The organism is Aeromonas sp. 75A (genome assembly GCF_051919425.1).
Classification (GTDB): Bacteria; Pseudomonadota; Gammaproteobacteria; order Enterobacterales; family Aeromonadaceae; genus Aeromonas; species Aeromonas veronii.
This window is the reverse complement of sequence record NZ_JBQBES010000002.1, coordinates 3529084-3554244: the sequence shown is the minus strand read 5'-3', so window position 1 is coordinate 3554244 and position 25161 is coordinate 3529084. Positions and strand designations below refer to the sequence as shown.

The 25161-nt window shown below is 61.3% G+C and carries 27 protein-coding genes; 6 read left to right on the top strand and 21 right to left on the bottom strand.

The features are described from left to right. Window positions 1-318 precede the first annotated feature (318 nt). Together pepT and ACTG2T_RS16665 are read left to right on the top strand one after the other, a co-directional pair. Window positions 319-1542, top strand: a complete 1224-nt coding sequence (gene pepT, locus ACTG2T_RS16670; protein WP_330124787.1) for a peptidase T — start codon at window positions 319-321, stop codon at window positions 1540-1542. A 209-nt stretch (window positions 1543-1751) separates the two neighbouring features. Continuing rightward, entirely contained in the window at window positions 1752-3461 is a 1710-nt protein-coding gene (locus ACTG2T_RS16665) for a lysophospholipid acyltransferase family protein (RefSeq protein ID WP_330124786.1), read from the top strand. A gap of 117 nt (window positions 3462-3578) precedes the next feature. On the opposite strand, the gene ACTG2T_RS16660 is transcribed toward ACTG2T_RS16665, so the two are convergent. The 4 genes from ACTG2T_RS16660 to ACTG2T_RS16645 all read right to left on the bottom strand — a co-directional run bounded on the left by ACTG2T_RS16660 (window position 3579) and on the right by ACTG2T_RS16645 (window position 6568). Next, entirely contained in the window at window positions 3579-3887 is a 309-nt protein-coding gene (locus tag ACTG2T_RS16660; RefSeq protein WP_330124785.1) for a SelT/SelW/SelH family protein, read from the bottom strand. 76 nt (window positions 3888-3963) lie between these two features. Continuing rightward, window positions 3964-5088 (bottom strand): adenosylhomocysteinase, encoded by a 1125-nt coding sequence (locus ACTG2T_RS16655; RefSeq protein ID WP_005361782.1) that lies wholly within the window; start codon window positions 5086-5088, stop codon window positions 3964-3966. 182 nt (window positions 5089-5270) lie between these two features. Continuing rightward, window positions 5271-6008: a hypothetical protein gene (locus ACTG2T_RS16650; protein ID WP_330124784.1), complete on the bottom strand. Its 738-nt coding sequence runs from the start codon at window positions 6006-6008 to the stop codon at window positions 5271-5273. Continuing rightward, window positions 6008-6568, bottom strand: a complete 561-nt coding sequence (locus ACTG2T_RS16645; RefSeq protein ID WP_005334411.1) for a YceI family protein — start codon at window positions 6566-6568, stop codon at window positions 6008-6010. The genes ACTG2T_RS16650 and ACTG2T_RS16645 overlap by 1 nt, the downstream gene beginning before the upstream one ends. 109 nt (window positions 6569-6677) lie before the next feature. On the opposite strand from ACTG2T_RS16645, the gene ACTG2T_RS16640 reads away from it, so the two are divergent. Further along, complete coding sequence (locus tag ACTG2T_RS16640; RefSeq protein WP_330124783.1) at window positions 6678-7577, top strand: LysR family transcriptional regulator; 900 nt, start codon at window positions 6678-6680, stop codon at window positions 7575-7577. A 58-nt stretch (window positions 7578-7635) separates the two neighbouring features. Here the strand turns inward: ACTG2T_RS16640 and ACTG2T_RS16635 are convergent, their stop codons facing one another. Next, the gene (locus ACTG2T_RS16635) at window positions 7636-8064 is read right to left on the bottom strand and encodes a hypothetical protein (RefSeq protein WP_330124782.1); all 429 of its coding nucleotides are present in this window, start codon (window positions 8062-8064) and stop codon (window positions 7636-7638) included. Between the two features lie 67 nt (window positions 8065-8131). Between ACTG2T_RS16635 and ACTG2T_RS16630 the strand changes: the two genes are divergently transcribed. Then, window positions 8132-9862 carry a formate--tetrahydrofolate ligase gene (locus ACTG2T_RS16630; RefSeq protein WP_330124781.1) on the top strand — a complete coding sequence of 577 codons (1731 nt, stop codon included), beginning with the start codon at window positions 8132-8134 and terminating at the stop codon, window positions 9860-9862. A gap of 72 nt (window positions 9863-9934) precedes the next feature. Here ACTG2T_RS16630 and ACTG2T_RS16625 read toward each other — a convergent pair whose 3' ends face one another. Together ACTG2T_RS16625 and folE are read right to left on the bottom strand one after the other, a co-directional pair. Beyond that, on the bottom strand, window positions 9935-11590 hold the full coding sequence (locus ACTG2T_RS16625; protein WP_110302474.1) for a methyl-accepting chemotaxis protein: 1656 nt from the start codon (window positions 11588-11590) through the stop codon (window positions 9935-9937). Between the two features lie 411 nt (window positions 11591-12001). Further along, the gene (folE, locus tag ACTG2T_RS16620) at window positions 12002-12658 is read right to left on the bottom strand and encodes a GTP cyclohydrolase I FolE (RefSeq protein WP_058055823.1); all 657 of its coding nucleotides are present in this window, start codon (window positions 12656-12658) and stop codon (window positions 12002-12004) included. Window positions 12659-12967: 309 nt separating this feature from the next. Here folE and moeA point away from each other — a divergent pair, with 309 nt between their 5' ends. Beyond that, window positions 12968-14194, top strand: coding sequence for a molybdopterin molybdotransferase MoeA (gene moeA, locus ACTG2T_RS16615; protein WP_330124780.1), 1227 nt, complete (start codon window positions 12968-12970; stop codon window positions 14192-14194). Beyond that, complete coding sequence (gene moeB, locus ACTG2T_RS16610) at window positions 14191-14946, top strand: molybdopterin-synthase adenylyltransferase MoeB (RefSeq protein ID WP_330124779.1); 756 nt, start codon at window positions 14191-14193, stop codon at window positions 14944-14946. Before moeA ends, moeB begins: the two co-directional genes overlap by 4 nt. A 71-nt stretch (window positions 14947-15017) precedes the next feature. On the opposite strand, the gene ACTG2T_RS16605 is transcribed toward moeB, so the two are convergent. From ACTG2T_RS16605 to napG, 14 genes are all read right to left on the bottom strand, one after another. Beyond that, entirely contained in the window at window positions 15018-15776 is a 759-nt protein-coding gene (locus ACTG2T_RS16605) for a hypothetical protein (protein ID WP_330124778.1), read from the bottom strand. Beyond that, on the bottom strand, window positions 15769-16812 hold the full coding sequence (parM, locus tag ACTG2T_RS16600; RefSeq protein WP_103252105.1) for a plasmid segregation protein ParM domain-containing protein: 1044 nt from the start codon (window positions 16810-16812) through the stop codon (window positions 15769-15771). The genes ACTG2T_RS16605 and parM overlap by 8 nt, the downstream gene beginning before the upstream one ends. A gap of 105 nt (window positions 16813-16917) precedes the next feature. Then, a complete protein-coding gene (locus ACTG2T_RS16595) occupies window positions 16918-17694 on the bottom strand; it encodes an alpha/beta fold hydrolase (protein WP_330124777.1) in 777 nt (258 codons plus the stop codon). 91 nt (window positions 17695-17785) lie between these two features. Continuing rightward, complete coding sequence (gene modC, locus ACTG2T_RS16590; protein ID WP_162506404.1) at window positions 17786-18886, bottom strand: molybdenum ABC transporter ATP-binding protein; 1101 nt, start codon at window positions 18884-18886, stop codon at window positions 17786-17788. Next, complete coding sequence (modB, locus tag ACTG2T_RS16585; protein ID WP_330124776.1) at window positions 18883-19563, bottom strand: molybdate ABC transporter permease subunit; 681 nt, start codon at window positions 19561-19563, stop codon at window positions 18883-18885. Before modB ends, modC begins: the two co-directional genes overlap by 4 nt. 111 nt (window positions 19564-19674) lie before the next feature. Beyond that, entirely contained in the window at window positions 19675-20403 is a 729-nt protein-coding gene (gene modA / locus ACTG2T_RS16580) for a molybdate ABC transporter substrate-binding protein (RefSeq protein ID WP_330124775.1), read from the bottom strand. An 87-nt stretch (window positions 20404-20490) separates the two neighbouring features. Beyond that, window positions 20491-20964, bottom strand: coding sequence for a molybdopterin synthase catalytic subunit MoaE (gene moaE / locus ACTG2T_RS16575; protein WP_330124774.1), 474 nt, complete (start codon window positions 20962-20964; stop codon window positions 20491-20493). 2 nt (window positions 20965-20966) lie between these two features. Continuing rightward, window positions 20967-21212 carry a molybdopterin synthase sulfur carrier subunit gene (gene moaD / locus ACTG2T_RS16570; RefSeq protein WP_040065190.1) on the bottom strand — a complete coding sequence of 82 codons (246 nt, stop codon included), beginning with the start codon at window positions 21210-21212 and terminating at the stop codon, window positions 20967-20969. Further along, entirely contained in the window at window positions 21209-21733 is a 525-nt protein-coding gene (gene moaC, locus ACTG2T_RS16565) for a cyclic pyranopterin monophosphate synthase MoaC (protein ID WP_139463724.1), read from the bottom strand. Before moaC ends, moaD begins: the two co-directional genes overlap by 4 nt. Window positions 21734-21742: 9 nt before the next feature. After that, a complete protein-coding gene (gene moaB, locus ACTG2T_RS16560) occupies window positions 21743-22249 on the bottom strand; it encodes a molybdenum cofactor biosynthesis protein B (RefSeq protein ID WP_064340970.1) in 507 nt (168 codons plus the stop codon). A 242-nt stretch (window positions 22250-22491) separates the two neighbouring features. Continuing rightward, window positions 22492-23082: a cytochrome c3 family protein gene (locus ACTG2T_RS16555; RefSeq protein WP_005353459.1), complete on the bottom strand. Its 591-nt coding sequence runs from the start codon at window positions 23080-23082 to the stop codon at window positions 22492-22494. Window positions 23083-23093: 11 nt separating this feature from the next. Beyond that, on the bottom strand, window positions 23094-23549 hold the full coding sequence (locus tag ACTG2T_RS16550; protein WP_005334452.1) for a nitrate reductase cytochrome c-type subunit: 456 nt from the start codon (window positions 23547-23549) through the stop codon (window positions 23094-23096). After that, window positions 23549-24424 carry a quinol dehydrogenase ferredoxin subunit NapH gene (gene napH / locus ACTG2T_RS16545; protein ID WP_330124773.1) on the bottom strand — a complete coding sequence of 292 codons (876 nt, stop codon included), beginning with the start codon at window positions 24422-24424 and terminating at the stop codon, window positions 23549-23551. Before napH ends, ACTG2T_RS16550 begins: the two co-directional genes overlap by 1 nt. Beyond that, window positions 24421-25158: a ferredoxin-type protein NapG gene (gene napG, locus ACTG2T_RS16540; protein ID WP_330124772.1), complete on the bottom strand. Its 738-nt coding sequence runs from the start codon at window positions 25156-25158 to the stop codon at window positions 24421-24423. Before napG ends, napH begins: the two co-directional genes overlap by 4 nt. Window positions 25159-25161: the final 3 nt, after the last annotated feature.

The window sequence follows — 25161 nt, the reverse complement described above, 5'->3', positions numbered from 1 at the left end:
GCTGGCGGGCAGGCGGGCTCTGGGATGGCGCAGGTTATGCGACAGCCCGGTTTCCCCTTGAAAAGTGTGTGAAAACGCCATGATTGGGCTGACGCCTTGCTGTGCGGTCACTGAGGGGAATTTGGCCACCACCGCCAGCGCCTAAATATCGCGATAAACGCAACATTTATGCGATCTCCCTCCCCGAGGTTGCGCCGTGCGCCGCACATTCCCCACCCTCCCCTTGCGTCAAAAAATGGGAAAAACCTGCGCTGACGCAATGAGTGCCCCGCACGGATTGGCCACAATGACCGCTCACAATCGGTTAGAGGCTGACTAATGGATACCCTGCTTGAGCGTTTTCTGCGTTACGTAACTTTTCATACCCGCTCCGATGAGACCAATCCAGCCTGCCCGAGCAGCAAGGGACAACTGATCTTTGCCCGCGCCCTGCAAGAAGAGATGAAGGCGCTGGGGCTAACCCGGGTCACCCTGGATGAACACGGCTACCTCACCGGCTGCCTGCCGGGCAACCAGCCGGACGCCCCCGCCATCGGCCTGATTGCCCACATGGATACCGCCGACTACGAGGCGGAGCACGTAGTACCGCAAATCATCGAAAACTATCAGGGCGGCGACATCTGCCTTGGCAAGGGTGACGAGGTGCTCGCCATCCGTGACTACCGCTTCCTGAAAAACTATCTGGGTCAGGACCTTATCACTACCGACGGCACCACCTTGCTTGGCGCCGACGACAAGGCGGGTATCGCCGAGATCCTCACTGCCATCGACCACCTGCAGGCCCACCCCGAGATCCCGCGCGGCGATATCTGGGTCGGCTTTACCCCGGATGAAGAGATCGGCCGCGGCGCCAACCTGTTCCCGCTGGAGAGATTCCCGGCCAAGTGGGCCTATACCGTGGATGGCGGCGAACTGGGCGAGCTGGAGTATGAAAATTTCAACGCCGCCAGCGCCACAGTTCGTTTTATCGGCAATAACGTCCACCCCGGCACCGCCAAGGGGAGCATGATCAACAGTCAGACCCTGGCCGCCCGCTTCCACGCCGCCATGCCTGCCGAGCAGACCCCGGAGTGCACCGACGGGTATGAGGGCTTCTTCCATCTGGCCCAGATGAGCGGCACCGTGGAGGAGAGCACCCTGCACTACATCATCCGTGACTTCGACGACGAGCACTTTGCCGCACGCAAAGCCGAGATGCAGAACCGGGTGGCAGCCCTGCTGGCCGAGTATCCGAAGGCCCGCATCGAGCTGACCCTGACCGACAGCTATCGCAACATGCGCAGCCAGATCGAGCCGCACATGCATATCGTCGAGCTGGCCAAGGCCGCCATGGAGGCCGCCGACGTGGTGCCGAAAATCAAGCCCATTCGCGGCGGTACCGATGGCGCCCGTCTCTCCTTTATGGGCCTGCCCTGCCCCAACCTCTTCACCGGTGGCCACAACTTCCACGGCAAGCACGAGTTCATCCCGCTGCAATCCATGGAGAAATCGGTCGCCACCCTGGTGGAGCTGGTGCGCCTCACCGCAGCCTGGCGCGGTTAATCGGGTCGCTATCTTTACCGCGACAACCAAGGGGGAGCCGGTCAACCGGCCCCCCTTGCTATCTGGCCATCACCCATCAACAAAGGTAAACCGGGGAGGGTCGCTCAGGAGCTACTGGCTGCCGCTGCCATCAAACTGTCATCCCGCTGACATGTCGCGGGAACAGTGCCACATCATGCTGGGAGCAACGGATCGCCGGAGCCCTCCAGATGTTCACTATCGATACCCTGCTGACCCAGCACTTCCCCCGCCTGCTTGGCTACCCCCTGCTCACCCCGTTGTTCAAGCGGCTGCTGGGCTGGCTGCTCAACGAACGTGCCTTTGCCGACTTTGCCGCCCGCTACCCGCACCTGCGCGGCCTCGACTTTGTCGAGCAGGCGCTGACCCAGCTCGATTTCGACTATCGGGTCAGCGAGGCGCAACTGGAGCATATTCCCGCCAGCGGCCGGGTCATTCTTGTTGCCAACCACCCCATCGGCTCGCTGGATGGACTGGCGCTGCTGCAACTGCTCGGTCGCATCCGCCCCGATGTGAAGATCGTCGCCAACCAGCTGCTGGCCCAGCTCGCGCCGCTGCGCCCTTTGCTATTGCCGGTGGACAATATGGAGGGCAAGACCGATCGACAGGCCATCCTCGCCATGAACGAGCACCTCGCCCATGAAGGGGCGCTGGTGATCTTCCCCGCAGGCGAAGTCTCCCGGCTTGGCCTGAAGGGAGTGAAAGATGGCCCCTGGCAGGCAGGCTTTATCAAGCTGGCCCAGCGCACCCGCACCCCGCTGGTGCCCATCCATCTGGGGGGACGCAATAGCCTCTGGTTCTATCTCGCCTCCTGGCTCAACAAGCCCGCCTCCGCCCTGTTGCTGGTACGCCAGCTGTTTCGCCAGCAGGGGCAGACCCTGCCGGTGACCATAGGAGCGCGCATTCCACTCGGCAGTTTTCATGAGCTGCCCGCCAAGACGGCGGCGCGGCTGGTGCGCAACCACCTCTACCGGATTGGCCGGGGCAAGGCAGGGCGCCTGCAGACCGAGGCCCCCATCGCCCTGCCGGAGGATCGCCGCCAGCTCAAACAGGCCATCGAAAGCTGCGAACAGCTCGGCACCACCCCGGATGGTCAGGGGATCTACCTCTACCGCCGCCATGAACTGAGTCACTCGGTGATCCTGCGCGAGCTGGGGCGACTGCGGGAGATCGCCTTTCGTGCTGTGGGGGAAGGATCCGGCAAGCGGCGGGATCTCGATGGCTTTGACAACGACTATCACCACCTGATCCTCTGGGATCCGGCCCGACTCGACATTATCGGCGCCTACCGCTTTGCCCCAGTGGTGGAGCTGCTGGCCAGCAAGGGGAAGGATGGTCTCTACAGCCATACCCTGTTCGGCTTCGAGGATAAGTTGCTGCCCCGACTGGAGCAGGCCATCGAGCTTGGCCGCAGCTTTATCCAGCCCGCCTACTGGGGCAAGCGGGGGCTCGATTATCTCTGGTTCGGCATCGGTGCCTATCTGGCCCGCTATCCCCGCTACCGCTACCTGTTTGGCCCGGTGTCGCTCTCCGGCAGCCTGCCGCCAGCGGCCAAGGATCTGCTGGTGAGCTTCTACCGCCAGCACTTTGCCCCCGAGCTGGCGCTGGCTCCCTCCCGCCGTCCCTACCCCGAGACGCAACCTCTGTTCGAGGGGTTGGATTACGGCGCCGACCTCAAAGCACTCAAGGCCCGCCTCGACAATTTGGGCTGCGCCATCCCTACCCTCTACAAGCAGTATTCCGAGCTGTGCGAGCCGGGCGGCGTCCAGTTTATGGATTTTGGCATCGACCCCGACTTCAACCACTGCATCGATGGGCTGGTGTGGGTCGATGTGAGCCGCATCAAGTCCCACAAGCGGGCCCGCTATATCGGCAGTCATCTGGCCGAGCCGCGCTTATAGCCCTGCTGGAGCCAGGCAAACAGCCAAATGAAAAAAAAAAGGAGAGAGAGGCCATCGCCTCCCTCTCCTTTCGCTCTCATGCTCAGCACCTTTTCGAGGCGCTCGGCCCATCTGGCGTTACTCGGCCGCCTTGCGATCCGAGTGGCCGAGATCCCGCTCAGGGGCGATGACGTCACGCACCCGCTGCTTGATCTCCTTGGCCTCGGGGAAGCCGTCATCGACCACCCGATCCCACACCTGCAACCCGCCCACCAGAATGCGGAACTCCCCCTTGCTGGCCGGCACCAGCGCCACCTCCCCCAGATCGCTGTCGAAGGTGGAGAGCAGCTCCTGCGCCAGCCAGGCGGCGCGCAGCATCCAGCGACAGAGGGTGCAGTAGCGGATCTCGATGCGGGGTTTGCTGATCAGGGTTTCAGACTCGGTCATGAGTGACTCCATAAAAAAACGACAATGGCGGGAAGTGGGGTACCGCTGCCCAATGGCCGATCCCGGTTTGGTCAAATCAGTGCTGATCAACCCCATGAAAATCGGCCAGCCAATGGCGGGCAATGGTACGCATCGCCGATTCTGGCAGCTCGAACAGGCCGGGTGCAAGAGGGCCTGCCGCCAGCATCCGGATCCCTTCCATGATCTCCGCCAGCACCAGATAGACATATTCGCCAATCACGGCGCCATGGACGAAGTTGACCGCCTCGCCCCGGTTGAGCAGGTAGATCTGGGTACCATCCGGCCGGTTGAGGGCCAGCACATGGGGGCACACCTCTTCGCTCGGCCACGGCAACTGGGCCAGCGAGAAGGCAAACTCGTCGTCGGCCGAGGTGACCGAGGCCACCATGGTGCCGGGGCGCAGCGCCTGCAGATCCGCCAAATCCAGCGAGCCGTTGCCGGTAGAGCAGATCACCAGCTCGGCGCGGCTCAAGGCTTCAGCCTTGGTGATCAAGCGAAAACCGTGAGAGAGCGCTTCGACCTGTCGCAGCACATCTGTTTCCACCAGCCCGAGATGGAGGTTGCGACAACGCAGGTCACGGGCGATGCTGCGCCCCACCTTGCCATAGCCAAACAGCACGGCTTCGCAGACGTTGAAGGTACGGTTGAGGTTGCGGGCCAACGACTCCGCGGAGTAGACCACGCTCAAACCAATCTGGATATCCTCGGCCTGCTTGAGGGGACTGCGCGCCACCGACACCACAGGGGTCGCCAGCACCTCCTGCTCATAGCGCTGGTGGCCGTTCTCGGTCATCTCCACCACCCCTAGGAAACGGGGGCCGAAGTATTCACTCAAGATCACCTGGGTTTTGGCAAAGTAACCGCCTATATCGAGGATCAGCAACCGCTCGTGGGGGGCCACCAGCGGCGCAATCTGCTGGATGATGCTGTCGGGTTCATTGGTCCAGCGTCGGTTGAGGGGCAGCACCGGATAGTGCTGGGATACCCACTCCAGGGTCGGACCGTGTACCGATTTCGGTTTGGGCAAAATGGCGCCAATCCGTCCAATCTGACCGAGAGCGTCGATAAAACGGGGGCGATCGGGAAGCAGGTGAGTGACCAGCAGAATGCAGAGACCATCGATACGTCCCTGTCCGGTGAAATGGCGAAAAAACAGATGCTCAGATCCTTGACTGCGCAACTGTGGCCTCCTTATGTGCCGCAAAGCAGGCAAACAGAACCCGGCGCGGCCGGGTTCTGTGTGTGTCCAAATAAAATGAAAATCCTTTTTATCTGAAACACATATGGGGCTCAATCATTATCTGCCAAGAGTATGAGCGAGTATGCAAAAATGACTGTAATTGCCTGTTTTTCATGCAAAAATCAGTACAAAGAAGCAGCAGGCCACACCCACCATAGGCTGAGCCCGGTTCCCGCGGCTGCGAGCAGGATCAGCCCACCCCAACGCACTGGCCAGGGTGTGTCACGTAACGCCCACTCCAGCAGCGGCAGCAACCAGACCGGCAGCAACACCACCAGCGGCACCTCCACATATTGCCAGGCCAGCATCTGGACGAAGGCGAGGGCCAGCGCCAGACCGGCGGGTGCTACCTTGATGTCAACAAAGGTGGCAAGCAGGGCGCGAAAACCGGCGAAAGCGGCCAGCGCACCGGCCAGCTGGGCAATCAGCAGACTGCCATCGATGCCGATCACCAGTGCCAACCAGATAAAGCCGAGGGCAAACCCGAGCCCCTCGCGGCTATCACAGCGCAAGGTGCTCCAGCCAAACCAGAGGATGGCGGGCAGTAGCGCCAGCCAGATCCCGGGTTCGCTCGCCAGTACCGAGGCCAATCCCTGCCACCACACCAGCACACTGATCACGGCAAAGAGCAGCAGCGAGCCACGCAGATCGTTCACCTGAGCCGCAATGGCGGGCACCAGCAGGGTCAGCGGCAGCCACTGCCACGCCTTTTCCGGCATGCCATAGAAGCCGCCGAGCCAGGATCCCACCAGCCAGAGCGCCAGCGCGCCCCACAGATACCCCAGTCGCGGCCAGCGCCACGATAGCAAAGCGGCTCCCAGAGGAGCCGCCAGGGTTTGCAGCAGAAGTTCCGCGCCCATTACTTGCGCACGCCTTCGACAAACAGGTTGATGTTCATCTCGTCCGGAATGCCGGGCAGCATGTAGCTCACGCCAAAGTCACTGCGCTTGATGGTGGTGGAGGCGTTGAAACCGCTGCGGTAGCCGCCCCAGGGATCCTTGCCTTCGCCGATCTTGACCAGATCGAAGGCCACTTCCTTGGAGACGCCGTGCAGGGTCAGAGTCCCTTTCAGCACGCCTTTATCCTTGGTGCCCTCGTAAGCGGAGCTGACGAAGGTCATCTTGGGATACTGCTTCACGTCGAGGAAGTCAGGGCTGCGCAGGTGCTTGTCGCGGGCTTCGTGATTGGAGTCAACGCTGGCGGCATCCACTTCGAAGCTCGCCTTGGCCGCCGCGGGGTTGGCGTCATCCATGCTGAAGGTACCGCTGAAGGTGTTGAAGCGACCCACCAGCTCGGAGAAGCCCAGGTGACCCACCTTGAACTGCACCGTGGTGTGCGCCGCATCCACATCGTAATCCGCCGCCATCAGAGGGGTCGCCATAAACAGGCAGGAGGCCAGCAGAGCCTTGGTCATTTTCATCCGTTCGTTCCTTCATCTTGGGGTTCACATCAGTGGTTAAAATGCTAACCTCGTTCTGAAGATGAATAATCAGTGATTTATTAAATTCATTATTTACTGAGGATGGAAAATGGACCAGATCGCCGCCATGCGTACCTTTATCAAGGTGGTGGAGTGCCAGAGCTTTACCAAGGCCGCCAACCAGCTCGGCATCTCGGTCGCCATGGCCTCCAAACTGATGCAACAGCTGGAGGAGTCCCTCGCCACCCGGCTGCTGTCGCGCACCACCCGTCAGGTCAATCCCACCGAGGCGGGCCAGTTCTACTACCAGCGCGCCCTCGCCCTGCTGGCGGAGCTGGAAGAGACCCACAGCCAGCTGACCCACCACAACCAGCAGCCCAACGGCACCCTCAAGCTCTCGGTGCCGATGGATTTTGGCTATCTGCACCTCTCCCCCGCCCTGCCGCTGTTTCGCCAACGCTTTCCCGACCTCAAGCTCGATATCGAGTACAGCGACCGGCGGGTAGCGCTGGTGGAAGAGGGGTTCGATCTGGCGCTGCGGATCGGCCACCTCAGCGACTCCTCGCTGGTGGCGCGCCAGCTGGCCACCATTCGGGTCGAGCTTTGCGCCAGCCCCGCCTATCTGGCACGCAAGGGCAGACCGGAAAAGCCCGAGGATCTCAAGCAGCACGACTGTCTGATCTACACCCTGACCCAGCCGGAGTGGCACTTCAAACGGGGAAACGAGCAGCAGAGCATCCGGCCACAGGGGCCACTGCGGGCCAACAACGGGGTGGCGCTGACCCGCGCCGCTTGTGATGATCAGGGCATCATATTGCAGCCCACCTTTATCGTGGGGGAGGCGCTGCGGTCAGGACAGCTGGTCAGCCTGCTGCCAGAGTGGGACAAGGGAGATGTGGGACTTTATGCGGTCTATCCGCACCGCCGCTTCGTCTCGGCCAAGGTGCGCTGCTTTATCGAGTTCGTGCAGGAGCGCTATCTCGCCCCGCAACAGTGGGATAAGCCGTGATGATTGCCAGAGCAGAGGATACGGCCTGACTGTCCGGCCTGCTGATCTGGCTTAAAGCCTAACGCTGGTCGGGTGCGGTGGTGGATGCGGCAACAGGGGTGAGCTTGGCTAGCAGACGCTCCTGCTCGGGGTGCAACTGCCAGCGTGGCAGTCGGGTGCGGACAACCGACAACTGCTGCTCACTGAGGGCATAGGGGAGCGCCACTTCAATCTCGGGGCAGTCAAACATGGCGGCCAGCTGGAGGATCAAAATGAGGTTTGCCTCGTCGGTCTTGTGCTTGTTGACCCGTTTGCGGATCTCGTGGCGCAGCTGGGTTTCTGGGTCCTGGGTCATCGCCTGCCAGCCGAAGCCGAACAGCGGCACCAGCGCACTGACGATCCCCAGCGCCGTCATCGGCTGCTTGGGGGGATGATAGAGTGCGTTGAGAGCCAGCCGAACAGGATTCTGACGAACCTCACCCTCACCAAATAAAATCGTTTTCGTCATTGGATTACCCGTTATATTCCACTAGACTGCGCCGCATATTTTACCCCGATATGCCAACGAGGTGCTGATGCTAAGCGATATCGAGATCTCCCGCCAGTCCCCCCGTCTCTCCATTCACGCGCTGGCCGAACGCCTCGCCATCCCCCAGCACCTGCTCAGCCCCCATGGCCACTACAAAGGCAAACTCAGCCTCGACCTGCTCACGTCTCAGCCCAAGCAGAGCGGCAAGCTGGTACTGGTGAGCGCCATCACCCCGACCCCGCTCGGTGAAGGGAAGACGGTGACTACCCTTGGCCTCTCTATGGGGCTCAACCATATCGGCCAGCCCAGCATCGCCACTATCCGCCAGCCGAGCCTCGGCCCGGTATTCGGGGTCAAGGGGGGGGCAGCCGGTGGCGGCCACGCTCAGGTGGTGCCGATGGAGGAGATGAACCTCCACCTCACCGGCGATTTTCACGCCCTGACGGCGGCCCACAATCTGGCGGCAGCTGCCCTCGATGCCCGCCTGTTCCACGAACAGAAACTGGGTGCCGAGTTCACCGCCAAAACCGGCCTGCCGCGGCTCGATATCGATGCCGATAACATCCTCTGGCCGCGCACCCTCGATATGAATGACCGCGCACTGCGCCACCTCACGATTGGACAGGGCGGCGCTGCCGATGGTGTGGAGCGCAGCGATCGCTTCGTCATCACCGCCGCCTCCGAGCTAATGGCCATTCTGGCGCTGGCAAGCGATCTCAAGGATCTGCGCGATCGCATCGGCCGCATCCAGCTGGCCCGCGATATTCACGGCAAGCCCGTCACCGCCGAACAGTTGGAAGTAGCAGGCGCCATGACGGTGCTGCTCAAAGATGCGCTGCAACCGACCCTGATGCAGACCACCGAGCAGACGCCGGTGCTGGTACACGCAGGCCCCTTTGCCAATATCGCCCACGGCAACTCCTCGGTGATCGCCGATCGCATTGCCCTCGGTCTGACCGACTATGTGGTGACCGAGGCGGGTTTTGGCTCCGACATGGGGCTGGAGAAGTTCTTTAACATCAAGAGCCGCCAATCCGGCATCACCCCCGCCTGCGTAGTACTGGTGGCCACGGTGCGCGGCCTCAAGGCCAACAGCGGCCTGCTCGATATCCGCCCGGGCCAGCCGCTGCCTGCCAGTCTGCAAGGGGAGGATCTGCCGACCCTCAAGCAGGGCTGCGCCAACCTCGCCTGGCATATCCAGAATGCCCGCCGTTACGGGGTGCCGGTGGTGGTCGCCATCAACCGCTTCCCTACCGACAGCGAGGCCGAGCTAGCGCTGCTGGCCCATGAAGCGCAGCAAGCCGGTGCCTGTGGCGCAGCTATCTCCAATGCCTTCACCCAGGGTGGCGCCGGCGCCAGCGAGCTGGCCCGCGCCGTGGTCGCCGCCTGCGAGCAACCTAGCAAGGTGAAACTGCTCTACCCCGACGAGATGAGCCTCGACGGCAAGCTGGCGACCCTGGTGGAGTGCGGCTACGGTGGCCGCGGAGTGCAGCTATCCGACAAAGCCCGCCAGCAGCTGGCGCAACTTTCCGCCGAAGGCTGGGATCACTTGCCCATCTGCGTGGCCAAGACGCCGCTCTCCATCAGCCATGACCCTGCCCTCAAGGGGGTGCCGACCGATTTCGAGGTGCCCATCGACGAGGTAAAGCTCTGCGCCGGTGCCGGCTTCGTCTATGCGCTGGCGGGCCCCATCATGACCATGCCGGGGCTGGGCAGCCTGCCAGCCTATCGCCATATCGATATCGATGAGAACGGCGAGATAGTCGGCCTGAGCTGAGCCCTTCCACAACGCCAGAAACAACAAGGCCCCGCCAATTGGCGGGGCCTTCTGTTATCCATGCATCAACCCTTAGAGGGTGAAGCGCTGGGTCATATGGTGCAGGGTGCTTGCCAGCTTGCTCAGCTCGACGCAAGCCTGGGCGATCTGATGAGCGCCCTGGGCATTCTCGTCAGCGGCATTGTGAATGTTGACGATGCTGCGGTTGAGCTCTTCGGTCACCGCGTTCTGCTCTTCGGTTGCGGTGGCGATCAGGGTGTTCATGTCGGTGATGCGCACCACGGCACCGTTGATGGTCTCGATACTGGTACCGGCATCCCGCGCCAGACCGACGCTCTCCTGCATCTGGTGACGACTCAGCTGCATGGCGTTGCCCGCCTCGGCGGCGCGGCTCTGCAAGAGCTCGATCATCTTGCTGATCTCGGCGGTGGAGTCCTGGGTCCGCTGGGCCAATGAACGCACTTCATCTGCAACGACCGCAAAACCACGACCCTGCTCACCGGCACGGGCCGCTTCGATGGCGGCGTTAAGGGCCAGCAGGTTGGTCTGACCGGCGATATCGCGGATCACATCCAGCACCACGCTGATGTTGGCGCTGTCGGCCTCCAGCTGCTGCACCACTGTGCCAGCCTGCTCAATCTTGACCGACACCTCTTCGATGCTGGCAATGGAGCTGCGAACCACTTCGCTGCCAGCAGCAGAGGTGCGGGAGGCATCCTTGGCGGCGCTCATGGCATCCGTGGTGTTGCGGGCCACTTCGTTGACGGTGGACTGCATCTCGTTCATGGCGGTCGCCACCTGGGAGACTTCGTTCTGCTGGATGGCCATGCCGCTGGCAGACTGGCTGGAGATGGCGCTCACCTCCTCCACTGCGCTGCTGAGTTGGCTCACGGAGCCGGCGATCTCGCTCACCAGATCGGAGAGGGAGCCCTGCATCCGGTTGATGGCGGAGCCCAGCTGACCCAGTTCATCGCGGTTGAAGCGGCTGTCGCGGATCCACTGCTGCAGTTCGCCCTGACCCAGATCGCCATTGGCAATGCGCTGGGCCTGACGGGCCAGCATGATCAGCGGGTCGCGAATTTGGCGGGTCAGTACCACGGAGAGCACCACCACCAGTATCAGACCGATCACCAGCGCGATGGTGACACTCAGATTGGCGGATTGATAAGAGTCGACAATGTCACTGCGGGATTCAGACGCATAACCATGGTTAATCTGGATAAGGGAGGCCACTGACTTGCTCAGCGCGGTGTAAAGGGGAACCCCCTCCTCAAGGAAGATGCGTTGGGCTTCGGCAAGCTGATCGCTGTCTTGCAGCTGTTGGACTCGCTGGTGCAGGGCGACGTAACGATCCCAGTCAGATTTCACCGCATCGAAGGTACGGCGCTCCGCCACATCCTCAGGCCAGATCGTCTTGTCATGGGCAATCAGCTGCTGCGCGATCGCGTTAAGCTGTTGACTGGCAATATTCCGATATTCAGCCCTTTTCAGCGGCTCGGCAGCCACCACGAAATAACCCAGCTCATAACGACGCAACTCACCGAGAGAATCCCCGATCGCGCTGGTGCGATTGACCGCTGGCAAGATGCTGTCGGTAAACCGGATGGCAACATCATTCATGTTGCCAAACTGGACAAGGGCAAAACCGCCGATAAAGGCGACCATCAAACCGAGCACGGCAAAGCCGGCGGTGAGTTTTTTACCTATGGTCATGGAACTGGTATTCATGGGATATCCTGGTGGTCGTTAAATTCATAGCACTCGTCCGGTTCACGCCCTCCTGGCATGAACTATCTGGCCACCTGTTCAGTGGCGCACCATCCAACCTTGATGAATATCTCTGAATTCCATGAGCGGCAGCGAGAGCCGTGAGGGGGCGCTAGAGTAACCGGATTGTGACGGTTCGGAAAGAGTCTGCCCGGTTACTTTTTGTAAGGTGAAAACGAGGGTTTTTTCGTGTTCGATTAAATATACCGCTCAGATGAATAAATCGGAAAAATGCATAACGTTTGCATAAGGCAAGCAGCGCGGGTCAAGCCGTTGCAGGCCGCCACTCTCATCCGGGGCCAATGAAAAGCGCCAGCAATGGCTGCTGGCGTCTCGTTTATTCAGCAAGGCGGTTACAAAACAACCGCCATCTTATCCGCGCAGACCGCCCAGAAATTCGGCCCGGGTATCGGGCTGGGTCTTGAACACCCCGCCGAGGGAGGTGGTGGTGGTATAGGAAGTGGAATCCATCACTCCGCGCGCCTTGACGCAGTAGTGGGTCGCCTTGATGCTGATGGCCACATCCTTGGTACCGAGCAGGGTCTGCAGCGCCAGCAGGATCTGCTGGGTCAGTCTCTCCTGCACCTGGGGACGACGGGCGAAGAACTGCACGATACGGTTGATCTTCGACAGGCCAATCACCTTGCCGCGAGGGATATAGGCCACATGGGCCATGCCGTCGATGGTGACGAAGTGGTGTTCGCAGGTGCTGGTGAGGCTGATGTCCCGCACCATGATCATCTCGTCCACCTGCATTTTGTTCTCGATCACCGTCACCTTGGGGAATGTGGAATAGTCGAGGCCTGAGAAGATCTCGTTGACGTACATCTTGGCGATGCGATGCGGCGTCTCGGCCAGACTGTCATCGGTCAGATCCAGCCCCAGCGTCTCCATGATGGAGCGCATATGGCCTTCGATCTTCTCCCGCTTCTGCTGGCTGTTCAGCTCGTTGATGACCAGGGGGGTTTCCAGTCCCTGGGCTTCGAGGGCAGCCCTGACCAGCAAGGCTTCCGGACTTAAGGTTGTCATTATCTTCTCTCCCACGCTCAGGGACTGTGAGGGCAGCTCAAGGAGCAACCCCTTATGTTATGGCGGCGTACAGGGCCGACGGTATCGCTGTAATGGTCGCCACACAGGATGTGACAGCCATCTGTTATGGCGGCATAGTAAACGGCCATTACCGCCAAGATTCAAGTCAACTTGTGCGTCACCTCATACTTTATGACCATCTCACCCCGTTTCAGCGCCGATTACCCCGAGATTCCCTTGAGATAACCTGCCCATACCCGGGGATTTTTGTGATAATCCCGCCTTCAATCATAGAAAGAGGTCATAACGATGGGATTTGATACCAGCGGACTACTCCCCTTAAGCGATGCCCTGCAAGGGATGCTGGAACAACTCGCCTGCTGCTGCGACAGCGAGCAGTTGCCCCTGCCAGAGGCCCTTGGCCGGGTACTGGCCTGTGATATCGCCTCCCCACTCGCCGTGCCCCCCTTCGACAACTCTTCCATGGACGGTTATGCCGTACGCCTTGGAGATCTCGCCAGCGGTACCCCGCTCATCATGGCCGGCAAGGCCTTTGCCGGTCAGCCCTATCAGGGAGAATGGCCCGCTGGCCACTGCGTGCGGATCATGACCGGTGCTCCGGTCCCCCCAGGCACAGATGCAGTGGTGATGCAGGAAGAAACGCTGGCCGATGGCGATCGGATCACTTTTCTGGCGCAACCCGAACCGGGCCAGAATATCCGCCGCGCCGGCAGCGATATCGGCAAGGGCGCCTGTGTGCTGCCAGCCGGTACTCGCCTCACCCCAAGAGAGATTCCACTGCTGGCCTCCCTTGGCGTGGCTACCGTCGCGGTGCGCCGCCCGCTAAAAGTGGCCATCTTTAGCACTGGCGACGAACTCAAACCGGTCGGTACCCCGCTGGCCCACGGCGATATCTATGACTCCAACCGCTATGGCGTGCGGGCCATGCTGGCGCGGCTGGGCTGCGACTGTCTCGACCTTGGCATCATCCCGGACGATCCCGCCCAGCTGCGTGCCGCCTTTATCCGCGCCGATGCAGAGGCCGATGTACTCATCACCACCGGCGGCGTTTCAGTAGGGGAAGCGGACTTCACCAAACAGCTGCTGGACGAGCTCGGCGAGATCGGCTTCTGGAAGCTGGCCATCAAACCGGGCAAGCCGTTTGCCTTCGGCCGCCTGCCCCATACCTGGTTCTTCGGCCTGCCGGGCAACCCCGTCTCTGCCATGGTCACCTTCGATCAGCTAGTGCAACCGGCTTTGGCCAAGCTCGCAGGTCAACGCTTCGAGCGCCCGCTCCAGCTGCAAGCCATTGCGGCCGAACCACTCAAAAAGAGCCCGGGCCGACTCGACTTCCAGCGCGGCATCATGAGCCAAGGGCCAAAGGGCCTCGAGGTGCGCAGCACCGGCTCGCAGGACTCCGCCGTGTTCAGCTCCCTGTCGCGGGCCAACTGCTACATCGTTCTTGAACGGGAACGGGGCCGCGTCGCCGCGGGCGAAACGGTGACCGTGGAGCCATTCGGGGGATTGCTGCTGTGAGCGAGATCCTGAGCGACGCCGAACTGCTGCGCTACAACCGCCAGATCATCCTCAAATCCTTCGACTTCGAGGGACAGGAGGCACTCAAGCAGGCCAGGGTGCTGGTGATCGGCGCCGGTGGCCTTGGTTGCGCCGCCAGCCAGTATCTGGCGGTGGCCGGGGTTGGCCAGCTCACTCTGGTCGATTTCGACAAGGTGGAGCTCTCCAACCTGCAGCGTCAGGTGCTACACAACGATGAGCGCATCGGTCACTACAAAGTAGACTCCGCAGCGCAATCGCTGCGTGCCCTCAACCCCTGGCTTGAGGTGGAGACCCACGCTGCCGTGGCCGATGAGGCGCTGCTCGATGCCTTGCTGCCCCGACACCAGCTGGTCTTGGATTGCACCGACAACCTGGCCATTCGCAACCTGCTCAACCAAAAGGCGCGCCAGCACAGAATACCGCTGGTCAGTGGCGCAGCCATCCGGCTGGAGGGTCAGCTCTGCAGCTTCACCTGGCAGGAAGATGAACCCTGCTACGCCTGCCTCAGCGCCCTGTTTGGCGAGCAGGCCCTCACCTGCGTCGAGGCGGGCGTGCTCGCCCCCGTGGTGGGTCTGGTGGGCAGCCTGCAGGCACTGGAAACCATCAAGCTGCTGGCGGGTACGGGAAAAAACTACAGCGGCCGCCTGCTGATGATCGACGGCCTGAGCGGCACTTTCCGCGAGATGAAGCTGCCCAAGCGCCCAGACTGCCCCGTCTGCTCCCAGCCTTGACACAAACGGGATCAAAAAGCCGAACCCTGTGGTTCGGCTTTTGTATTCCGATTTAGCAACGGTATCGGGGATCAGAAGATCCCCTTGGCTTTGACCTTTTTCATACTGGCCACCTGACTGGAGAGATCCTCGATTAAAGGTTCTGCCTCTGTGCCGACAACACTCTGTCGAGCGGGGGCACTGGCCAGTCGCTGGATCAATCTGTGCTGCTCGCGGATTAGCCGGGATTGCTCTTCCAGTTGGCGAGAGAGCAGCTGGATACTGCTGGCAAGGGGAGCCAGATCCTGCTCGGCCCCTGCTGATGGCAGCTTGCCAGCGATGGCTTCGGCCAGCTGGTCATGATCCAGCGCGGCAGGCAGTCCTTGCCTGAGTTCATCCCACATCTCGCTGGGTTGCTGCTCGCCGAGCCGGCTGATAATCTCGTCCACCAGTGAAGTGGTATCACTCTGTCCCAGCTGTGGGGCCAGTCTGGCCACTATCTCGTCGATCATCACATCTGCGGCAGGCTGCGCCTCGCCAGCGACCTCCCCCAGATTGAAACCACAGCTGGCAAAGGCATGACGCAGGGTCGTCATGCTCACCTGCTCCGGCCCCAGCGCATTGGCAATCGCTTTGCAGAGGTTGGGCGCCAGCACGTACATGAACATGCCGGAGAGGTAGATATCCTTGTGGAAACGGCTCTTGGAGAAGTCAAACTCCTCGGTGCCCTCTTGGATCTTTCGCGCCCGTTGATACCAGTTCTGCAATACCCCGACCGCATAGCGATCAGACTCCAGCGCACCCGGATCCATATAGATGGAGAAGGTCATGCGCTTGAGTTGACTACTCATCGTCAACCTCGGCCATCACAGGCGCTTCGCGATAGACTTCATCCTCTTCCGTGGTGTAGAGGCAGATTTCACGAGCCAGCGCGGACTGGGCATCGTCCAGCAGCTCGACACGGTCACCCAGGGTGGGATAGGCCGCCTTGATCGCGTCATAAATCAGAGATGCGCCGCCACCGACCAGATAGACACGGTTCGGGTTCTTGGCAAACTTCTTCGCTTCATGCGCAACCTGAGTGCCCAGCTCGTCGATCTTGTTTTGCATCTTCTCGAGGATCTTGGGGATCTGGCTCTCATCGTTGACCACATCTCGTACAAAGCTCATGTCGTGACGACGCTTGATAAACTCGTTGGCCACCAGATAGCTCGAATCGCTGTCTGCTGCGGCCAGCGCCTTGCGGGTAGCGTCGGTCACCATGGAGACTCCGATCTCGTTGTTACCGTAGACATCGGAGACATCATCAAACTCACCGACGATGATCCCCATATCCAGAGTGGTGCCGCCACAGTCGATCACCAGAGTCTTGGTGAACTCGTTGCAGCCTGAACCAATCAGACGGGAGAGCGCAGCAGGCAGACTCTCCGGCATCACTTCGACACTGACGATATTGAACAGCTCGCCCTTGTTAAGGGTGATCGGACGCATCAGGTTGCGCCGTTTCTTCTCGATCTTCTCTTCGTTGCGCTGGCAATCGTCCGGGTTGTAAAACTCGGTGATGGGCAGGGTCACGGTAATGGCGACATCGCACGGCGTCACACCAGTCTGCAACAGGGCATGATGCACGGAGAGCAGGTTCAGATCGTCATACTGGTACTCCACATGAGTGGTGGCCAAAGACTTGTCGGAGGTCGCGTCGTAGGTGTACTTGGTGTTGCCTATCTCGTAGTTGTAGATCTTCTTGTCTTTACGCAATGCGGCGCTCTTCCAGTCCTTGCGAAAGGAGTTGGGAGAGATGATGGTCTTGAGCACCTTGTTCTCAATCCAGCTCACCTTGACGTTGGTCGAGCCATCATCGATGGCCATTTTCATTACTTCAGACATGAGGAAACACCTGTTAATAGATCAGAAATGGGTCCGATTGCCTTGCCTTATGCCTTTGGCAAGGCGATCGAACCAATACATACACGGGGTAAAAGGGCGACAAGTTTAATGGGTTTCTAAAATCCGGTGAAGCAAATGATTAAATCCGGAAGGATCTTCCGCGGGCCAGGCGTGGTGGCCGTTGGGGGTGTGGATGGTGGCGTTGGGCAAGGCGGCAAACTGCTCTACCCGTTTGGCCAGCGGCAGGTAGTCGTGACTGGTGGAGATGATGGCCACCGGCTGCCAGATGGCGCCGAGCCGGGCGCGCACCGACCAGCCCGGTAGCGCCTCCAGCAGCGCCTTGTAGGTTTTCTTTTTATTGCGCACGAAACGCAGTCGGAAGGTATGGCGCACCTGTGCGAGATCCTGGCCCGGGAAGAGCTCGCGTCCCAGCCACCAGGCGAGCGGGCGCATGCCAAACCAGCGCAGCCACTTGAGGCGCTGGGCGTAACGCTCCTGCTCTTTGGGGGTCTCCAGCAGAAACTCGCTAAAACCGTTGACCAGCACCAGCCCCTGCACCTTGTGGGGCAGTTGCAGCGCCAGCTCCAGCGCGACCATGGCCCCCAGCGACAATCCCACCACCCAGGCGGGTTCTGGCTGCTCGTCGAGCCAGTTCACCACATCGGCTGCCAGGGTCGCCACATCGAACGGCCCCTCCTGCATGCTCTGGCCGTGGCCGCGCAAGTCCAGCGCTACCACCCGGTAGTGCTCGGAAAACCGTTCGATCTGCGCCTGCCAGTCGAGGCTCGAGGAGCCCAGCCCATGCAGCAGCAACAGCAAGGGGCCCTCCCCCGCACTGCGCAGGGCAAGACCGTTGAATTTCATCACCTGATTGCGGCGCATCAGTGTATTGCCTCTCGATTCATCACCTGAACCATCTCTTGTTGTTATGTTGCCCGTGGCCATCCTGCCACGTTATCTGCACGGCGCCCAATCAGCCTTCGCTGACCAGACTCACCGCTTTGATATAAGCGTAGATCTGCTGCTCCGGCGCCAGCGCCAGCCGCATGGCGGAGCGGCTGGTGATCCGAGCCAGCAGTATCTGCTCACCCAGCGCCAACTGCAACAGGGTCTGGCCGGGGCGCACCTCGCGCACCGCCAGCAGACGGGTGACGAGACAGTTGGAGAGACTGGAGTGCTCGATAGGTGCTGTAGCAATCACCACATCGCGCCCCGCCACCTTGATCTGCAATGGGCCGCTCTCGTCCGGCACCTGGGTCATGGTGACCCGCAGTTGCTGCTCACCGAGCTGCAGGGTCGCCATCTGCTCCTCTTCATCGTAGTGAGAGAGGGTCGCCGCCAGCATCACCCCGGCATCGTCGCGGCTGGCGAGCGAGAGATCGGTTCGGGCGAAAATCTCGCTCGGCCGGCCTTGCGCCTCCACCCTGCCACCTTCCAGCAGCACCAGCTGATCGCAGAGCAGGCTCACCTCCTCCATGGCGTGGCTGACGAAGATCATCGGGATGCCGCTCTCCTGCTGCAAGCCCTTTAGCACATGGGCCTGATGGATGCGACTGCGCCGATCGAGCGCAGAAAAAGGCTCATCGAGCAGCAGCAAATCAGGCTCGGCCAGCAGCGCCCGCCCCAGCGCTACCCGCTGGCGTTGGCCGCCAGAGAGGGCATGGGCAGGCTGCCCCAGCAGATCGACAAAACCGAGCCGCGCCGCCAGCGCCTCGGGCTGCCAGCGCCCTCGCCCCTTGCGGGCCGCCAGTTGCAGATTGCCGAGCACCGTCAGATGGGGGAAGAGGCGCGAGTCCTGAAACACCAGTCCGATCCGGCGCGCTTCGGGCAGAAGTTGAGCATACTCCCGATCGCGCCACCGCAAGCGATCCCCGCTTCGGCGATCGAGTCCGGCGATGATGCGCAGCAGGGTGCTCTTGCCGCAGCCGGAGGGGCCGAACAGGCCGAGGATCCCTCCCAGTTCGAGGGTCAGTGCGCAGTCGAGGGTAAAAGGGCCAAACTCGCGTCGGGCATGGAGGTTCAGGGCATGGCGGTGCGGCTCGTTCATTGGCGGCATAGTGGCGGGCTGGTTCATCCAAACACTCTCCGCTGTCTACGCTGCAGCACACCATAGACCAGCACCAGCATCACCAGCGAGAAGGCCATCAAGCCGCCCGCCAGAATATGGGCGTTCTGGTAATCCATCGCCTCCACATGATCAAACAGGGCGATGGAGAGCACCTGGGTCTCGCCGGGGATATTGCCGCCAATCATCAGCACTACGCCAAACTCCCCCAGGGTGTGGGCAAAGCCGAGCGCCGCCGCCATCACAAAGCTGGGCAGGGTCATCGGCAAGATGATGTGGAAGAAGCGCTCCAGTGGGCCAAGCCCCAGGGTCGCAGCAGCTTCCAGCTCCTTGTTGCCCATGTTGACAAAGGCGGAGGTGAGCGGCTGCACCACGAACGGCAGCGAATAGAGGATAGAGGCAAACAGCAGGCCGAGAAAGCTGAAGGCGAGCGGGGCGCCAAAGGTGTCGCGCCACCGGGCGCCGAAGCCATATTCGGGGGAGAAGGCGAGCAGCAGATAAAAACCCAGTACCGTGGGAGGCAGCACCAACGGCAGTGCCACCAAGGCCTCAACCAGCGGCCGCAGCCGGTTCTGACTGCGCGACAGCCACCAGGCCAGCGGCGGTGCCAGCAACAGCAAAATCGCTGTGGTGCAGGCCGCAAGCTTCAGGGTAAGCCAGACCGCCAGCAGATCCCCTTCACTCATTGCCGACCTCCCGGTTGATAAATGCCCCCAACGGCATGGTATCCATCCTTATTGCAAAGAGTGGCCGACCCGAAGGCCGACCACTCAGGGTATCGCATCAGGCCCATCCCCTTATTGGGGCAAGGCATAACCCGCAGCCTTGATCTGCGCCTGACCCGGCCCCTTGAGCCAGGCCACCAGCGCCTCGACCGCGGCGCCTTTCTTCAATACCAGCCCCTGCTGCTCGATGGGGGGATAGAAGCTCGCAGGCACTGCCCAGGCTTCACCAGTCTTGCCCGCCTCAACCAGATTGGCCCAGGCGACAAAGCCCAGCTCGGCATTGCCGGTGTCGACAAATTGCCAGGTCTGGCCGATGTTGGCGCCGGTCAGCAACCGGTACTGCTTGGGATCGATCTTGAGATGGGTGAGGGTCGCCATGGCGGCTGCACCATAGGGAGCTGTGCGGGCATTGGCGATGGCGAGGTTGCCTTTCCAGCTACGCAGGGTCGCCTCGTCAGGGGCCGGCCCCCCCTTCTTCCACAGCCCCAGCTGGCCGATGGCGTAGGTGAAGCGATCGCTCCCCTTGCCCTCTTTTTCCAGCTTCTCGGGGGTCGCCGCATCGGCGGAGAGGAAGAGATCGAACGGTGCGCCGTGACTGAGCTGGGTGTAGAGCACTCCGGTGGCGGCAGACGAGATGGCCAGGGTGTGGCCGGTCTTGGCGGTGAACTCCTTGCCGATACGCTCGATGGTTCCCTTGAAGTTGGCCGCCACGGCCACTTTCACTTCATCGGCCTGCACGACACCGGTATGCAAGGTGGCGGCGCAGACTCCTACGATGACAACAGATAACAGCGGTTTCATTCCCTTTCTCCTGATGGGGCCCGCACATCCGCGCCCCTTGGCGGGGCCGTGGTTCCCGTTGAACCTGCGCCCCTCGTGATGAACAGGTCAGGCTTGCCAGCGGGCAGCGGCGGCGTTGTCGCGATCAAGCGCCTCGACCCAGCGTTGCACACCCTCGGCGGTCAGCTCTTTTTTCCAGAACGGTGCCCGGGTTTTCAAGAAATCCATGATGAAGTGACAGGCATCAAAGGCTGCGTCGCGGTGGGCACTGCTCACCGCCACCAGCACAATCTGATCGCCAAGCCACAGCTCGCCGATACGATGAATGAGGGTACACTCCTGCAGCGGCCAGCGGCGGCGGGCCTCCTGCACGATATCGGCCAGCGCCTTCTCGGTCATACCAGGGTAGTGCTCGAGGGCCAGCCCCTTCACCTCCTCCCCCTGATTGAAGTCGCGCACCTTGCCAACGAAGGTGACGATGGCGCCACTGTCTGGGCGGGTGGCGAGGCGGGCATATTCATCCGCCAGCGAGAAATCCTCCCGCTGCACCAGAATGCGGTCTGTAATGCCTACGTCGCTCATCCTTAACCTCCGGTCACCGGCGGGAAGAAGGCCACCTCATCGCCATCATTGATGGGGGTATCGAGGGGCACCAGGGTCTGATTGACCGCGACCAAGAGCTTGCCTGCTTCCAGCGCCAGCGCCCACTTGTCGCCGCGTTCACAGAGCGCCGAGCGCAGTTGTTCGGCAGTGGCGTAGTCGCACGGCAGGCTCAGCTCATCGCAGGCTACCAGCTCTCTTACTTGCGCAAAAAACAGTACCTTGATCATGCTTGCTCCCCGCTATTTGACCCCAGCTGAAAATGGCCGGACTTGCCGCCCTTTTTCTCTACCAGCCGCACCTGTTCGATCACCATGTCCTTTTGTACCGCCTTGCACATGTCGTAGATGGTCAACGCCGCTACCGACGCGGCGGTCAGCGCCTCCATCTCGACACCAGTCTTGCCGGAGAGCTTGCAGAGAGTGCGGATATGTACCCGATTCTGCTCGGCCAGCGGCACTATCTCCACCTCGACTTTGGTCAAGGCCAGCGGATGGCAGAGGGGGATGAGATCGGCGGTCTTCTTGGCGGCCATGATGCCGGCGATGCGGGCGGTGGCGAACACGTCACCCTTGTGGTGCTGGCCGCTCAGGATCAGCGCCAGGGTCTCGGGGGCCATGGCAACAAACGCTTCGGCACGAGCCTCGCGCTCGGTCACCTGCTTGTCGGTCACATCCACCATATGGGCTTCACCGCTCTGGTTCAGATGCGTCAGGTTGGGCTGGGTCTGCTTGGGATCGGTCTGGTTCATCGTTTGCTCTCAGAGGTGGGAGACAAAGTTGCACGGCTTGGTGCGGGCATCGAGCTGATCGCGGATCAGTTGCTCCCAACCCAGCTGACAGGCGCCGGTGGAGCCGGGCAGGCAGCAGATCAGGGTGCGATTGGCGAGTCCCGCCAGCGCACGGCTCTGCATGGCGGAGCCTTTAATCTCGGCAAAAGAGAGTTGACGGAACATCTCGCCAAAACCCTGTACGGTGCGCTCGAACAGCACACCGACCGCTTCCGGTACCCGGTTCTGTTCATTGAAGCCGGTACCGCCGTTAATCAGCACCACCTGCACCCCTTCATCGGCGATCCACTCGCTCACCTGGGCTCGAATGCGAAACAGGTTGTCGGGGCAGAGCGCCCGATCGGCCAGCTGATGGCCCGCGTCGGTAAGGGCCGAGACCAGATAGTCGCCCGAGCTGTCATCGGCGGCGGTGCGGCTGTCGGAGACCGTCAGCACGGCGATCTTGAGGGGAATAAATGCGTTGTGTTTCTGTCCCATCGGGCAGCTCCTTGTGGCTATGGGCCGTCAACGAGGCAGGAAGAGAAGGGGTATGAGAGGCCAGCTGTCAGGGCGCAAAAACGGACGCAGACAGGGGTGACCAACTTGCTCAAGCGTGTGACGGCGGGCTGATTCTATCAAAGGTTTCACGAGATATGGGATTTAAAAGACACACAAATCTGATGCTTGTCCCATATATGAACAAAACGCAGGCCGGGCAAACCCGGCCTGTCGTCGCAGTATCAGAACCCTTTCACCCCGGTCATGTCGGGCAGCTGGTGAGCAATCCCCTTGTGACAGTCGATGCAGGTACTTTCACCACTGGCCAGATTGGTAGAATGCATCTTGGCGGCACGCTGCCCCTGCAGGGAGAAGTCCATGTACTCGAAGTTGTGGCAGTTGCGGCACTCGCGCGAATCAGTCTCTTTCATCCGCTGCCACTCCCGCTCCGCCATCTCGCGTCGGTGCGACTCGAACTTCTCGCGGGTATCCACCTTGCCGGTGATCATGCCCCACAGCTCCTTGGAAGCCTGCACTTTGCGGATGATCTTGTAGGTCCACTCGTGCGGTACGTGACAATCCGGGCAGCTGGCCCGCACACCGGAGCGGTTGGCGTAGTGGATGGTATCGCGATACTCCTCGAACACGTTGTCCTTCATCTCGTGACAGCTGGTGCAGAAGGCCTCGGTGTTGGATGCTTCCATGGCGGTGTTGAAGCCACCCCAGAAAATCACGCCACCAAAGAAGCCCATCAGCAAGATGACCCAGAGAGCCGCCTTCGACGGTGACTTGAAGGTGGTCCACAGACGCTGGATAAAGCCGGGTAATTTCATCTATGGATTCCTCAGTTCAGCGCTTCAACCGGTTTAAAGGTATTTTCCACCAGCGGCTTGGCATCCGCTTGCGGTACATGGCACTGCAGGCAGAAGTAGCGACGCGGCGACACTTCACCCAGGGTCAGGCCGTCGCGGGTCTCGAAGTGAGTCGGACTGATCTTGGGGGCCTTCATGGCGCTGGCATTCTTGAAGCTGTGGCAAGCCAGGCACTTGTTGACCTTGGTGTCCACCTCATAGTTGCGAATGTCGTGGGGGATCAGCGGCGGCTGATGCATGTACTGGCGATCGTAGGGCGCGCCATCCTTGCGGAAGTTTTTCAGGGGCGCGGCGGTGGCATCGGTCACCAGATCGGTGGCGCCACGCTCGGACTTGAGGCCACCGGTACTGTTGGTGATCTCGGGGGCCGCTGCCATCAAGGATCCCGCCATCAGGCAGGCCAGCATTGCTCCAATCAGCTTTTTCATTATTTGTTCTCCGACGTTTTTTCTGCCTTGACGGCAAAACCTACAGTGATTTCAAAAACTTGTTCCGCGCAGACATCGATGCAGCGGCCACAGTTGGTACACTCCTGAGCCGCAATCAAGGGCCCGTGACCGCGCTTGGCACCGTGAACAGGCCCGCGCAGGATGGGACGCTCCGGGCAAACCGCATAACAATCCATGCAGTTGTTGCACCGCTCGCGCCCCTTGGCAGAAATCTTGATAAATCCGACCCGGTTGACCAGGGCATAGAAGGCCCCCACCGGACAGAGATGACCGCACCAACCCCGCTCAACCACGAAAAGATCGAACAGGAACAGCGCCACCAGCAGGGCCCAGCCCGCCCCCATGCCAAACAGCAGGCCGCGCATGGCGAGTGACACCGGATTGACCAGCTCCCACGCCATCACCCCGACCACCGCTGGCACCACCAGCACCATGGCCAGCAGCCAGTAGCGGGTCGCACGGCTGAACTGGCCATTGCCCTTGAGGCCAAGTCGCCCCCTGAGCCAGGCTGCGGCATCCGTGATGAGGTTGACCGGACAGACCCAGGAGCAGAACATCCTCCCCCCGACCAGCCAGTAACCGGCCAGCACAATGGCAGCCCCCAGCCAGAGGGTGGTGATGGGCCAGTGACCCGCCGCCAGCGACTGCAACAGCGTGAGGGGATCGGTCAGCGGCACAGTCTCCAGCAACAGCGAGCTGGAGAGGTTGCCCTTGAGGATCCAGATACCCGCCAGCGGCCCCAGCAAAAACAGCCCGAGCACGCTGAACTGACTCAGCCGACGCAGCAACAGGAAGCGGTGGGAACGCCACCACCCCAGCTTGATGCGAGCCTCTTCCCCCGGATAACGACTCATAACCCCTCCGGTTTGCGGGTGGGCAGGGTGAGCCTGTCGCCGATGAGCGACTTGTTCCCCGCCTTGGCCTTCTCTTCCCAGCCGAGTCGGTAGTGATGACCCAGCTCACCTTTGGCGAGCTGACGTGGCACCACCTTGATGGCGGCCTCCTCCAGCACGCAGGCATGCTCACACTTGCCACAGCCGGTACAGACATCGCTGTGTACCGTGGGCAGGAACATGGCGTGTTTGCCGGTACGCTGGTTATGCTGCAGCTCAAGAGTGATCGCCTTGTCAATCAGCGGGCAGACCCGATAACAGACATCGCAGCGCAGCCCCAGATAGTTGAGGCAGGTCTCGTGATCGATGAGCACTGCCACCCCCATCCGGGCCTGATCGATGTCGGTCATCTGCTGATCCAGCGCCCCGCTCGGACAGGCCACCACACAAGGGATGTCATCACACATCTCGCAGGGCACGGCACGCGCCTTGAAATAAGGGGTACCGGTGGTCACAGGGTCAAACAGCCGGGCGAGCTTGAGGGTGTCGTAGGGGCACGCCTCGACGCAGAGCCCACAGCGCACGCAGGCGCTGAGGAACTCTGCTTCATCGAGAGCGGCGGGCGGACGCAGCGCCTGGGCAGGCACAGCTTGCGCCTGCTGGCGGGCCACGCCACCGAGCCCCACGCCAAGCAGGCCCACACCGCAGGCCCCCTTGGCCATGTCGGCCAGAAACTGGCGACGACTACGACCCATCTC